This is a genomic window from Pseudomonas sp. IT-P395 (assembly GCF_949767675.1).
Taxonomy (GTDB): Bacteria; Pseudomonadota; Gammaproteobacteria; order Pseudomonadales; family Pseudomonadaceae; genus Aquipseudomonas.
Window position 1 is genome coordinate 55814 of sequence record NZ_CATKPW010000014.1, and the last position, 12121, is coordinate 67934.

11 protein-coding genes are annotated in these 12121 nt (G+C 59.2%); 6 read left to right on the forward strand and 5 right to left on the reverse strand.

The genetic code is table 11. The features are described from left to right. Nucleotides 1–66: 66 nt before the first annotated feature. On the forward strand, nucleotides 67–1152 hold the full coding sequence (gene glnL, locus ACM6IN_RS13240) for a nitrogen regulation protein NR(II) (protein ID WP_007909240.1): 1086 nt from the start codon (nucleotides 67–69) through the stop codon (nucleotides 1150–1152). Then, complete coding sequence (gene ntrC, locus ACM6IN_RS13245; protein ID WP_007909238.1) at nucleotides 1149–2585, forward strand: nitrogen regulation protein NR(I); 1437 nt, start codon at nucleotides 1149–1151, stop codon at nucleotides 2583–2585. The genes glnL and ntrC overlap by 4 nt, the downstream gene beginning before the upstream one ends. A gap of 496 nt (nucleotides 2586–3081) precedes the next feature. On the opposite strand, the gene ACM6IN_RS13250 is transcribed toward ntrC, so the two are convergent. Then, complete coding sequence (locus ACM6IN_RS13250) at nucleotides 3082–5079, reverse strand: leucine-rich repeat domain-containing protein (RefSeq protein ID WP_414916178.1); 1998 nt, start codon at nucleotides 5077–5079, stop codon at nucleotides 3082–3084. A gap of 192 nt (nucleotides 5080–5271) precedes the next feature. Then, nucleotides 5272–5712, reverse strand: a complete 441-nt coding sequence (locus ACM6IN_RS13255; RefSeq protein WP_095113967.1) for a hypothetical protein — start codon at nucleotides 5710–5712, stop codon at nucleotides 5272–5274. Here ACM6IN_RS13255 and ACM6IN_RS13260 point away from each other — a divergent pair. After that, the gene (locus ACM6IN_RS13260) at nucleotides 5711–6166 is read left to right on the forward strand and encodes a tRNA (cytidine(34)-2'-O)-methyltransferase (protein ID WP_007909235.1); all 456 of its coding nucleotides are present in this window, start codon (nucleotides 5711–5713) and stop codon (nucleotides 6164–6166) included. The two genes, ACM6IN_RS13255 and ACM6IN_RS13260, sit on opposite strands and share 2 nt — an antisense overlap. A gap of 166 nt (nucleotides 6167–6332) precedes the next feature. Here the strand turns inward: ACM6IN_RS13260 and secB are convergent, their stop codons facing one another. From secB to ACM6IN_RS13275, 3 genes are read right to left on the reverse strand one after another with little or no spacing between them, the layout of a single operon-like run. Then, on the reverse strand, nucleotides 6333–6818 hold the full coding sequence (gene secB / locus ACM6IN_RS13265; RefSeq protein ID WP_007909233.1) for a protein-export chaperone SecB: 486 nt from the start codon (nucleotides 6816–6818) through the stop codon (nucleotides 6333–6335). A gap of 57 nt (nucleotides 6819–6875) precedes the next feature. Beyond that, the gene (gene grxC, locus ACM6IN_RS13270; RefSeq protein ID WP_038359971.1) at nucleotides 6876–7130 is read right to left on the reverse strand and encodes a glutaredoxin 3; all 255 of its coding nucleotides are present in this window, start codon (nucleotides 7128–7130) and stop codon (nucleotides 6876–6878) included. A 1-nt stretch (nucleotide 7131) separates the two neighbouring features. After that, a complete protein-coding gene (locus tag ACM6IN_RS13275) occupies nucleotides 7132–7545 on the reverse strand; it encodes a rhodanese-like domain-containing protein (protein WP_007909228.1) in 414 nt (137 codons plus the stop codon). 153 nt (nucleotides 7546–7698) lie between these two features. Here ACM6IN_RS13275 and gpmI point away from each other — a divergent pair, with 153 nt between their 5' ends. The 3 genes from gpmI to ACM6IN_RS13290 all read left to right on the forward strand — a co-directional run bounded on the left by gpmI (nucleotide 7699) and on the right by ACM6IN_RS13290 (nucleotide 12119). Then, on the forward strand, nucleotides 7699–9228 hold the full coding sequence (gpmI, locus tag ACM6IN_RS13280; protein WP_414916179.1) for a 2,3-bisphosphoglycerate-independent phosphoglycerate mutase: 1530 nt from the start codon (nucleotides 7699–7701) through the stop codon (nucleotides 9226–9228). A 253-nt stretch (nucleotides 9229–9481) separates the two neighbouring features. Further along, complete coding sequence (locus tag ACM6IN_RS13285; protein WP_042705011.1) at nucleotides 9482–10768, forward strand: murein hydrolase activator EnvC family protein; 1287 nt, start codon at nucleotides 9482–9484, stop codon at nucleotides 10766–10768. A 31-nt stretch (nucleotides 10769–10799) separates the two neighbouring features. Further along, entirely contained in the window at nucleotides 10800–12119 is a 1320-nt protein-coding gene (locus ACM6IN_RS13290) for a S41 family peptidase (protein ID WP_007909222.1), read from the forward strand. The last annotated feature ends 2 nt before the right edge of the window (nucleotides 12120–12121 follow it).

Below are 12121 nucleotides of genomic sequence, written 5' to 3' on the forward strand. Positions count from 1 at the left end.
GTTTTTGCATTTTCCGTTCACCGACGCTTGTTATTTGCGCACGCTCCGCCCCCAAAAGAGGCTCCGATGACTATTAGCGACGCAATCCACCGTTTGCTGCTCGACAACCTGACCACCGCCACCATCCTGCTCGACGCCGAATTGCGCCTCGAGTACATGAATCCGGCGGCGGAGATGCTGCTCGCCATCAGCGGGCAGCGTAGCCATGGGCAATTCATCAGCGAGCTGTTCACCGAATCCACCGAGGCGCTGAATTCGTTGCGCCAAGCGGTAGAGCAGGCGCACCCGTTTACCAAACGCGAAGCGATGCTCACCGCCCTCACCGGCCAGACCTTGACCGTGGATTACGCGGTGACGCCGATCCTCAGCAACGGCGCGACCATGCTCCTGCTGGAGGTTCATCCGCGTGACCGCTTGCTGCGGATCACCAAGGAAGAGGCGCAGCTGTCCAAGCAGGAAACCAGCAAGATGCTGGTGCGCGGTCTCGCCCATGAAATCAAGAATCCGCTCGGCGGTATCCGTGGCGCCGCGCAACTGCTGGCCCGCGAGCTGCCGGAAGACAGCCTGCGCGATTACACCAACGTGATCATTGAAGAGGCCGACCGCCTGCGCAATCTGGTCGACCGCATGCTCGGCTCGAACAAGCTGCCGTCGCTGGCCATGTGCAACGTCCACGAAGTGCTGGAGCGCGTTTGCCAACTGGTTGAAGCCGAAAGTCAGGGCTGCATCACCTTGGTGCGCGATTACGACCCAAGCATTCCCGACGTCTTGATCGACCGCGAGCAAATGATTCAGGCGGTGTTGAACATCGTGCGCAACGCGATGCAGGCGATCAGCAGCCAGAACGAGCTGCGCCTGGGCCGCATCAGTCTGCGCACCCGAACCATGCGCCAGTTCACCATCGGCCACGTCCGCCATCGTCTGGTGACCAAGATCGAGATCATCGACAACGGTCCGGGGATCCCGGCGGAACTTCAGGAAACCATTTTCTTTCCCATGGTCAGCGGTCGCCCGGACGGTACCGGGCTGGGCCTGGCCATTACCCAGAACATCATCAGCCAGCACCAGGGCCTGATCGAGTGTGACAGCCATCCAGGCCACACCACCTTCTCGATCTTTCTGCCACTGGAACAAGGAGCCACATCGACATGAGCCGTAGTGAAACCGTGTGGATCGTCGATGACGACCGTTCTATCCGTTGGGTGCTGGAAAAGGCCTTGCAGCAGGAAGGCATGACCACCCAGAGCTTCGACAGCGCCGATGGCGTGATGAGTCGCTTGGCCCGTCAGCAGCCGGACGTGATCATTTCCGACATTCGCATGCCCGGTGCCAGCGGTCTGGATCTGCTGGCGCGGATTCGCGAACAGCACCCACGGTTGCCGGTCATCATCATGACCGCTCACTCCGATCTGGACAGCGCTGTCGCCTCGTATCAGGGCGGCGCGTTCGAGTATCTGCCAAAGCCGTTCGACGTTGATGAGGCCGTGTCGCTGGTCAAGCGTGCCAATCAGCATGCGCAAGAACAGCAAGGCCTGGAAGTCGTGCCTGCTTTGACCCGCACCCCGGAAATCATCGGCGAAGCGCCGGCGATGCAGGAAGTGTTTCGCGCCATCGGTCGCTTGAGCCACTCCAACATCACCGTGCTGATCAACGGCGAATCCGGCACCGGTAAAGAACTGGTCGCCCACGCCCTGCACCGCCACAGCCCGCGCGCGGCCTCGCCGTTCATTGCGCTGAACATGGCGGCGATCCCCAAGGACCTGATGGAATCCGAGCTGTTCGGCCATGAGAAAGGCGCGTTCACCGGCGCGGCGAATCTGCGTCGCGGGCGCTTCGAACAGGCTGACGGCGGCACGCTGTTTCTTGATGAAATCGGCGACATGCCGGCGGATACCCAGACCCGCTTGCTGCGAGTTCTGGCCGATGGCGAGTTCTATCGCGTTGGCGGGCATGTGCCGGTCAAGGTCGACGTACGCATCATCGCCGCGACGCACCAGAATCTGGAAACCCTGGTGCATGCCGGCAAATTCCGTGAGGACTTGTTCCACCGCCTCAACGTAATCCGTATCCACATCCCGCGCCTGTCGGACCGTCGTGAAGACATCCCGACCCTGGCCAAGCACTTCCTCAGCCGTGCCGCGCAGGAATTGGCGGTCGAGCCGAAACTGCTGAAGAGCGAGACCGAGGAATACCTGAAAAACCTGCCGTGGGGCGGCAACGTGCGGCAGTTGGAAAACACCTGTCGCTGGATCACCGTGATGGCCTCCGGACGCGAAGTACACATCAGCGACCTGCCACCGGAGCTATTGAACCTGCCGCAGGACTCGGCGCCAGTGACCAATTGGGAGCAGGCGTTGCGTCAGTGGGCCGATCAGGCGCTGGCGCGCGGTCAGTCGAGCCTGCTCGACAGTGCGGTGCCGGCGTTTGAGCGAATCATGATCGAGACGGCCCTGAAGCACACCGCCGGGCGCCGGCGTGATGCCGCGGTTTTGCTCGGTTGGGGGCGCAATACCCTGACGCGCAAGATCAAGGAATTGGGGATGAAGGTCGATGGTGGCGATGATGATGAGGGGGATGAGGGTTAACGGTTTGTTCGCTTGAGGGCTGTTGTGAATTCAAAATCCAGCCCCTCATCGGAACGCCGTGCACCGCATCAATGCACAATGACCCGCGATCGCGCACAGCCGCATCGCCACATTCGCTTCTGAAACCACTGAAAAATCAACTACCCAAATGCACGAAAGCCCCGAATCCCGGGGCTTTCGTGTTTCTGATCAGATTTTTTGTTTCAACACATTAAAACCTGGCACGCCCCCTGCAGTAACCCTTACAGGTGATTCGATTCACCACCCGTTTCGGGGACCTTGGTACAGGCAGGCCGGGGATTCCCCTCTTTACACCGGGCTCATACCGCAACGCGACGAGCCCACCCTTTTGGGATCCTTGGTACAGGCAGGCCGGGGGTTCCCTCTTTACACCGGACCGACGCTCACAGCGAAGTCCACCCGTTTTGGGAACCCTGATACAGGCAGGTCAGGGATTCCCGCTTTTACACCAATCGCCGAGGTGTTCAGCCCGGCGTTAATTAAGCTTCGGACGTTTGGGTAAATGATGCAGGGGCTGATTTTGCCGCCCCGAGTCATATTCCCGTATTTGTGCTTCAAGCCTGTCGAGCATTTTTCCGGGGCTGGGTTCATTGAGCAGAATGTCCCTCATCCTTGCCTGTTCGCTTGGCTCAGCCTTCGTATAGGCATCCAGAAACCACCACACCCGCCGCTGCAAAAGCGGATGCTCGACGTGAAATTCAGGCGTACGACTCAGCTTCCGAATCCCATTGATCACGTCACTTGCTGCACCGCCGAAGCTGTCCCAGAGCTTCAGTTTTTCAGGTAATTCCAATGGCGGCACATTTCGCAGCCACAGGTTTGCCGACCGATCAGCACTTTCCTCTCCCAGCCAGATGTCGGCGCCTGTTTTTATACGCGCATGTATCAGACGCCGCAGGGAAGCCGGATCCGTGATGGGATTGCCGCTGAGACTGAAGCCCGCTCTGAGTTCGATGGATTCCGGGATCGCGGCAATTCGATTGTTCGCCAGATTCAACACTTTCCCGGGAATCTTATCGGTGATGCCGTCCGGAAACCTGTCCAACCTCATGTTGGAAAGATCCAGCTCCTGCAACGCAGTCATTGCTTTAAGTGAAGGTGCAACAGAAAACGCGTTGTCGCCCAGTCGCAATACCTCCAGCCTTGACGGCCCGTCGTCGGTATCAAGCCCGATAGGGATTCGGTGTATTCCGGAGCCTGTCAGGTCCAACACGCGCAACTCGGTCATCCCGGAGATGTCAGGATCCGTTAGCAAAACAACGCTCGGGTGTTGAAGAGACAACCGAGCGCGCAAGTCGTCGGGATAATGATTCAGCCTCGCCGCCTGTATTTTACCTAGCCTCAACACCTGCAGCCTGGTCATGCCCCTCAGCGAAAAGTCATCCTGAAAATCACAATCCTGCAGGTTCAACTCTCGTAAACGGGGGAGCCTCGCTAATTGCTCGGCAAAGCGCGAACCCAGATCGAATCTTGAGTAAGCATGCTCATACATAGAGGCATCGGAGGTACTTCTGGTGATCATCTGGCTTGTGACCGTCAGACTTTCAATGTTGGGAAATTGCGCAAAAAACACCTCAGGGTTCAGCGGCGCATGACCTCTTAACGTGAGAGAAACGACTGAGTTGAATTTCAATGAAAGCAGCTTATCGACTGGCCATAGCGTGAGATTGATATCCAGCTTGAAACCCGATAGCCGCCCATCGCTGTAGACCCGCTGATCAGGCTTACTTTTCCACTTGTACAATTTGCGCAGCGTACTCCACATGGCAAACGCCTCATCTACGCCATGTTTCCCTAGAATGCGATTTTGGTGGTCCGGGATGCTGACGTGTTCGTAGTCCAGTTGCAGTAGCCCAAGCTGAATCCGCTTGAGTTCCACATCTGCCACATCCTTGTCACCAAACCGGGCGATAAAGTCATCCGCGTGTTGATCGGTCGCTTTCGGAAGGTAGCTTCGAACCTGCGCTCGGGTAGTTGGCTCAACGACCGTACGCGGGTACCAAAAACCGCTATCGGCGTCACGCAGCATCACCGGCCCCAAAAGCAACTCACTTGGCCGTCGGGCCCGATGCAGTCCCGTCTCGGGGTCCACGGCGACATGGACAAAATCGCCATCGGCCACTTCAGCGTAGGTGCGCTTGTTAAAAACCCTCAAGCCTTCGCCGTTGGCTTCTGGAAGTAACGCCCGGGCATTGATTACGTAATGGTCCAGCGTCGGTTGAGGCGCGAGCAAACGTGCGTCAACGGGGGTCGCGTGAGTAATAACCGCCGGAGTCGCACCAGTGGCATCTGCGTCAACAGCCCTGGACGACCCGGCACGCGGCTGCCAATCATCGGCGGAGAGTCCTGAACCGGAACCTCTGCGGCCCGATGGGCCGGGGAGCGGAATGTCCACGTCGGCCGGTCGGGTTGGACTGGTCGAAGCATCCACTTTCACGTGGGTGCTGCCCCCGGCAGGTGGTTTTATTGGCATTTTTTTCATCCTTGAAAAAATCGCCCCTGGCAGTCGTGCAAGGGGCGAAGACTTTCGGCATCCTGCCGGTTTAAAAGAGGAACGCACGATAGCGTGCGCAAGCATTCAAGGAGAGTGGAAAGGCAGACAAGCGTAGTGGGAAACGACGTCAATAAGCGTAGGAGTACGTCGAGAAGGACAGCAGTACTCCGATCAGTTCGTTTGCAAGCGTATCTCCAGCCGCCAGCGGTCATCGACCTCACTGCCGACCCAATTACCCTGCAGCGGCCGCGCTGCCAATACGGTCAACAACAACCCGCCATCGCTCATGCGCGTGCGCCAGTTCACGTCCCTGCCGTTGAGCTTGAGTTGCCCCTTCTGCGCCTGGCCATCCGCCTGAAACAATAGCGCCACCGTGCCATCGATGATTTCACCGTGCAGCTTGGGTTCGTTGTTGAACCACACCACCAACCCCTGCTCTGACACCTCGACTTGTTGCAGCACAGTCGGATCCGGCGTGGTCAGGCGGCCGATCATCAAACCGATCATCACGCCGACAATCGCCAGCGAACCGATGACTCGCGGCAATAGTTTCGAACGGTTGTCCACAGGCGGCGTAGAATGCCGCTCATCTTTACCTTCGGAGCCGTGCATGTTTCACGTCATCCTTTTTCAACCAGAAATTCCGCCGAATACCGGCAACGTTATCAGGCTGTGCGCCAATAGCGGCTGCCACCTGCATTTGATCGAACCGCTGGGCTTCGAGATGGACGACAAGCGCTTGCGCCGCGCCGGTCTCGACTATCACGAATATGCCACGCTGCAGCGTCACGCAGACTTGGCCAGTTGCCTGGAAAGCCTTGGCAACCCGCGGCTGTTCGCGTTCACCACCAAAGGCTCGCGGCCGTTTCATGATGCCGCGTTTGTTCCTGGCGATGCGTTCATCTTCGGCCCGGAAAGCCGTGGCCTGCCGCCGGAAGTGCTCGACGCGCTGCCGCCGGAACAGCGCCTGCGCCTGCCGATGCGCGAAGGCTGCCGCAGCCTGAACCTGTCCAACACCGTTGCGGTCGCAGTGTACGAAGCCTGGCGCCAGAACGACTTCAAGTAACACCACACCTGATCGTTCCCACGCTCTGCGTGGGAATGCAGCCCGTGACGCTCCGCGTCACTGGACGCGGAGCGTCCCCAGAGGCATTCCCACGCGGAGCGTAGGAACGATCAGCCAAGAAAAAAGCGCCTGTTACGGCGCTTTTTTCTTTGTAGCCCAGACCGTCTTACTGAACGGTTGGCGTCTCGCCGCTTTCCTGCATGCGCTGCAGCTCTTGCGCGTACAGGGCGTCGAAGTTCACCGGGGCCAGCATCAGCGCCGGGAACGAACCACGGGTCACCAGGCTGTCCAGAGTTTCGCGCGCGTACGGGAACAGAATGTTCGGGCAGAACGCACCCAGGGTGTGGCTCATCGAGGCCGCATCGAGGTTCTTGATCAGGAAGATACCGGCCTGTTGCACTTCAGCGATGAAGGCGACTTCTTCACCGTTTTTCACGGTGACGGACAGGGTCAGCACAACTTCGTAGAAATCACCTTCCAGTGCTTTCTGGCGAGTGTTCAGATCCAGCGCGACCGCCGGATCCCACTGCTGGCGGAAGATCGCCGGGCTTTTCGGGGCTTCGAAGGACAGGTCGCGTACGTAGATGCGCTGCAAGGAGAATTGCGGTGCGGTTTCTTCTTCGCTGGCTGCAGTGTTCTGTTGGTCAGTCATCTCAGATCCTTTCTGATCTCGGGTCTTTAAGGGATTGCTGTACGTGGGTGCAGCCGTTCAGGCCTTGAGCAGCGCGTCGAGCTTGCCGGCGCGCTCCAGGGCATACAAATCGTCACAACCGCCGATGTGCTTGCTGCCGATCCAGATCTGCGGCACGGACGTGCGTCCGGCTTTCTGGGTCATTTCGGCGCGCACCTGCGGCTTGCCATCGACCTTGATCTCTTTGAAGGCCACGCCTTTGTTCTCGAGCAGGTACTTGGCGCGCGAGCAGTAAGGGCAGTAATCGCTGGAGTAGACGATGACTTCGCTCATATCACTTCACCAGCGGCAGGTTGTCGCCTTTCCAGCTGGAAATCCCGCCGGACAGCTTGGCGGCGGTGAAGCCGGATTTCATCAGTTCGCGGGCGTGGGTGCCGGCGGTCTGGCCCAGGGCGTCGACCAGGATGATGGTCTTGGCCTTGTGTTTTTCCAGCTCGCCAATGCGCGCAGCCAGTTTGTCCTGGGGAATATTGATCGCGCCAACAATGTGGCCGGCTGCGAAATCCTTGGCCGGACGGATGTCCACCACCACGCCTGCATCTTTATTGACCAGCGCGGTCAGCTCGCCGGTGCTCAGGCTTTTACCGCCGCCCTGCATCGTGTGCGCCAGCAGCAGAGCCAGCAGTACGACGAAGATACCGACAAGAATGTAGTGGTTAGTGGCAAATTCAATCAGGTGAGCAACCATCGAAGGAGGTTCCAGGGCGTTAAAATGTCGGCCAGTATACACAGCCACTATGGTCGGCCAAACCCCGTCCGGCGGTGACGCGGTCGGAACTTAGCTTTAAACTCCAACTCCCTTTTCCATCGCCCTCTTCTTTATTAGCCACGAGTGGATTCCATGACGACTACGCCTAAACCTTTGGTCCTGATGATTCTCGACGGCTTCGGTCACAGCGACAGCCCCGAATCCAATGCCGTTTTTGCGGCGAAGAAGCCTGTTCTCGATCGCCTCTGGGCCAGCGTGCCGAACGGCTTGATCTCGGGCAGCGGCATGGACGTCGGCCTGCCGGACGGCCAGATGGGCAACTCCGAAGTCGGCCACATGAATCTTGGCGCCGGTCGCGTGGTGTATCAGGACTTCACGCGTGTGACCAAATCGATCCGCGACGGCGAGTTCTTCGAGAACCCGACCATCTGCGCCGCTGTGGATAAAGCCGTGGCCGCTGGCAAAGCCGTGCACTTCATGGGTCTGCTGTCCGATGGCGGCGTACACAGCCATCAGGATCACCTGATCGCCATGGCCGAACTGGCGTTCAAGCGCGGCGCCGAAAAAATCTACCTGCACGCTTTCCTTGATGGCCGCGACACGCCGCCGAAAAGCGCGGCATCGTCGATCGAGCTACTCGATGCGACCTTCCAGGCGCTCGGCAAGGGACGCATCGCCAGCATCATCGGCCGTTACTTCGCCATGGACCGTGACAACCGTTGGGATCGCGTCGCTCAGGCGTACAACCTGATCGTCGATGGCAACAGCGAATTCAACGCTGCCACGGCGCAGGAAGGCCTTGAAGCCGCTTATGCCCGTGGCGAGAGCGACGAATTCGTCAAAGCCACGTCCATCGGTGAGCCAGTGAAAGTCGAAGACGGCGACGCCGTGGTGTTCATGAACTTCCGCGCCGACCGTGCCCGTGAGCTGACCCGCGTATTCGTCGAAGACGACTTCAAGGATTTCGAACGCGCACGCCAGCCGAAACTGGCCGGTTTCGTCATGCTGACCCAATACGCCGCCAGCATTCCGGCTCCGTCGGCATTCGCTGCGGGCAGCCTGGAAAACGTGCTGGGCGACTACTTGGCGAAGAACGGCAAAACCCAGCTGCGCATCGCTGAAACCGAAAAATACGCCCACGTGACCTTCTTCTTCTCCGGCGGTCGCGAAGAACCTTTCCCGGGCGAAGAGCGCATCCTGATCCCGTCGCCGAAAGTCGCCACCTACGACTTGCAGCCGGAAATGAGCGCGCCGGAAGTCACCGACCGTATCGTTGAGGCCATCGAAAACCAGCGTTTCGATGTAATCGTGGTCAACTACGCGAACGGCGACATGGTCGGCCACAGCGGCGTGTTTGACGCGGCGGTGAAGGCTGTTGAATGCCTCGACACCTGCGTCGGTCGCATTGTCGATGCGCTGGAAAAGGTTGGCGGTGAAGCACTGATCACGGCTGACCACGGCAACGTCGAAAAAATGGCCGATGAAGAAACCCACCAGGCTCACACCGCGCACACCACCGAGCCGGTGCCGTTCATTTATGTCGGCAAGCGCGACCTGAAAGTCCGTGAAGGCGGCGTGCTGGCGGATGTGGCGCCGACCATGCTGAAACTGCTGGGCCTGGAAAAACCTGCGGAAATGACCGGCACTTCTATCCTGGTCTGACCTCGATCGCCAAAACACCGCAAAACCCTGTGGGAGCTGGCTTGCCAGCGATAGCAATCTGACAGCCAACATCTATGTTGAATGTGCAGACGCCATCGCTGGCAAGCCAGCTCCCACAGTGGTTTATGGAGTTTTCGAAATGGAATTCGGTGTATTGCTTGGTCCAGTTATCACACAGCCCCAATTGGGCGTTTTTTTTGCAGCCTCGGGCGGGCATACTAGGCCGTCCCTTACCCTGGTGCCGCCCGCCCCTATGCTTCGCGTCCTGATCGCCCTCGCTCTGACCTGCCTGCTCCAACCGGCCTTCGCTGACGAGCGCGCGCAAACCCAACAGCAGTTGGACGCCACGCGTCAGGACATTGCCGAGCTGAAAAAGCTGCTGAGCAAAGTCCAGGAAGAAAAGTCCGGCGTACAGAAAGAGCTCAAGGGCACTGAAACCGAGTTGGGCAAGCTGCAGAAACAGGTCGATGCGCTGCAGAAAGAACTGCAGAAAAGCGAATCCGAGCTGCAGCGGCTCGATGCAGAGAAAAAAAAACTCCAGAGCGCGCGCACTGAACAGCAGCGACTGATCGCCATTCAGGCCCGAGCGGCCTATCAGAACGGTCGGCAGGAATACCTCAAGCTGCTGCTCAACCAGCAGAATCCCGAGAAGTTCGCCCGCACCCTCACCTATTACGATTATCTGAGCCAGGCCCGCCTGGAGCAGTTGAAGAACTTCAACGAGACCCTGCGCCAACTGGCCAATGTCGAAAAAGACATTGCCGCCCAGCAGGCGCAATTGCTGGTGCAGAAAAGCAGCCTCGATACCCAGCGCGACGAACTGGAAAATGTTCGCAAGGAACGTCAGCAAGTCCTCGCCAAGCTCAACGACGACGTGAAGGCCCGCGATCAGAAACTCGCCGCCCGCGAGCAAGATCAGGCAGACCTGTCTAAAGTCCTTAAAACCATTGAAGAAACCCTGGCCCGCCAGGCTCGTGAGGCAGAAGAAGCGCGACAGAAAGCGCTGATCGCCCAGCAGGAAGCGGAAAAAAAGCGTTTGCGTGAGGCGCAGGCTGAAAACAGCGACGCCCCACGAAAACCAGTCAGATCCACTCCCGGCGCACTGGTTTCCAGCAGCGGCGAGACCTTCGGTGGCCCTTTTGCTGCAACCCGGGGAAAACTTCCTTGGCCGGTTGATGGTCGACTGCTGGCACGCTTCGGCGAAAGCCGTGGCGACGACGCCCGGACCAAGTGGGACGGCGTGATGATCAGCGCCTCCGCCGGCAGCCAGGTGCATGCCGTGCATGGCGGTCGCGTGGTCTTCGCCGACTGGTTGCGCGGTGCCGGGCTGCTGGTGATCCTTGATCACGGCAATGGTTTTCTGAGTCTTTACGGTCACAACCAGACGCTGCTCAAGTCGGCTGGGGACGTGGTTAAAGCCGGTGAGTCGATCTCCACTGTCGGTAACAGTGGCGGTCAGGACACACCAGCGCTGTATTTCGCAATTCGTCAGCAGGGTCACCCGAGTGATCCAGCACAATGGTGCCGCGCGCAAGGATAAGCGTGCCGCCTAATTCAGGAGTTCGTTCGACATGCTGCATTTGTCCCGCCTTACCTCGCTGGCCCTGACGATCGCTCTGGTGATCGGCGCGCCTCTGGCGTTTGCCGCGCAACCGGCCCCGGCCGTCGCTCCGGCAGGCACTGCCGCGACCTCCAAGGCACCGCTGCCGCTGGAAGAGTTGCGCACCTTTGCCGAGGTCATGGACCGGATCAAAGCCGCTTACGTCGAGCCGGTGGACGACAAGACCCTGCTGGAAAACGCGATCAAGGGCATGCTCAGCAACCTTGATCCGCATTCGGCCTATCTGGGCCCGGAAGATTTCACCGAGCTGCAGGAAAGCACCAGCGGTGAATTCGGCGGTTTGGGCATTGAAGTCGGCGCCGAAGACGGTTTCATCAAAGTCGTCTCGCCAATCGACGACACCCCGGCGTCGAAGGCCGGCATTCAGGCCGGCGACTTCATCGTCAAGATCAACGGCCAGCCAACGCGCGGCCAGACCATGACCGAAGCCGTCGACAAGATGCGCGGCAAGATCGGCCAGAAAATCACTCTGACGCTGGTACGCGATGGCGGCACGCCGTTCGACGTGACCCTCGCCCGCGCAGTGATTCAGGTGAAGAGCGTCAAGGCGCAATTGCTGGAAACCGGCTATGCGTATATCCGCATCACCCAGTTTCAGGTCAAGACCGGCGAAGAGGTCTCCAAGGCTCTGGCCAAGCTGCGCAAGGACAACGGCAAGAAGCTCAACGGCATCATTCTCGACTTGCGCAACAACCCGGGCGGCGTGTTGCAGGCGGCGGTCGAAGTGGTCGACCACTTCATCACCAAAGGCCTGATCGTCTACACCAAAGGCCGCATCGCCAACTCCGAACTGCGCTTCTCGGCCACCGGTAAAGACGAAAGCGAAGCGGTGCCGATGGTCGTGTTGATTAACGGTGGCAGCGCCTCGGCCTCGGAAATCGTCGCCGGCGCCCTGCAGGATCAGAAACGTGCCGTGGTCATGGGCACCACCAGTTTCGGCAAAGGCTCGGTGCAAACCGTGCTGCCGCTGAACAACGACCGCGCACTGAAGATCACCACGGCGCTGTACTTCACGCCAAATGGTCGCTCGATCCAGGCGCAGGGCATCGTTCCGGACATCGAAGTGCGCAAGGCCAAGATCACCAGCGAGGCCGATGGCGACTACTTCAAGGAAGCCGACCTGCAAGGTCACTTGGGCAACGGCAACGGCGGTGCGGACAAACCGAGCGGTTCCGGCGGCAAGGCCAAAGCGATGCCGCAGGATGACGATTACCAACTGGCCCAGGCCCTGAGCCTGCTCAAAGGCCTGAGCATTACGTCCGGCCGTTGAGG

What these genes read in the sequence shown, in the direction of transcription:
- ACM6IN_RS13290 (WP_007909222.1), top strand. Translation starts at nt 10,800, where the DNA reads ATGCTGCATTTGTCCCGCCTTACCTCGCTGGCCCTGACGATCGCTCTG.
- grxC (WP_038359971.1), bottom strand. Translation starts at nt 7,130, where the DNA reads ATGAGCGAAGTCATCGTCTACTCCAGCGATTACTGCCCTTACTGCTCG.
- secB (WP_007909233.1), bottom strand. Translation starts at nt 6,818, where the DNA reads ATGACTGACCAACAGAACACTGCAGCCAGCGAAGAAGAAACCGCACCG.
- ACM6IN_RS13275 (WP_007909228.1), bottom strand. Translation starts at nt 7,545, where the DNA reads ATGGTTGCTCACCTGATTGAATTTGCCACTAACCACTACATTCTTGTC.
- ACM6IN_RS13255 (WP_095113967.1), bottom strand. Translation starts at nt 5,712, where the DNA reads ATGCACGGCTCCGAAGGTAAAGATGAGCGGCATTCTACGCCGCCTGTG.
- ACM6IN_RS13260 (WP_007909235.1), top strand. Translation starts at nt 5,711, where the DNA reads ATGTTTCACGTCATCCTTTTTCAACCAGAAATTCCGCCGAATACCGGC.
- glnL (WP_007909240.1), top strand. Translation starts at nt 67, where the DNA reads ATGACTATTAGCGACGCAATCCACCGTTTGCTGCTCGACAACCTGACC.
- ACM6IN_RS13285 (WP_042705011.1), top strand. Translation starts at nt 9,482, where the DNA reads ATGCTTCGCGTCCTGATCGCCCTCGCTCTGACCTGCCTGCTCCAACCG.
- ACM6IN_RS13250 (WP_414916178.1), bottom strand. Translation starts at nt 5,079, where the DNA reads ATGCCAATAAAACCACCTGCCGGGGGCAGCACCCACGTGAAAGTGGAT.
- gpmI (WP_414916179.1), top strand. Translation starts at nt 7,699, where the DNA reads ATGACGACTACGCCTAAACCTTTGGTCCTGATGATTCTCGACGGCTTC.
- ntrC (WP_007909238.1), top strand. Translation starts at nt 1,149, where the DNA reads ATGAGCCGTAGTGAAACCGTGTGGATCGTCGATGACGACCGTTCTATC.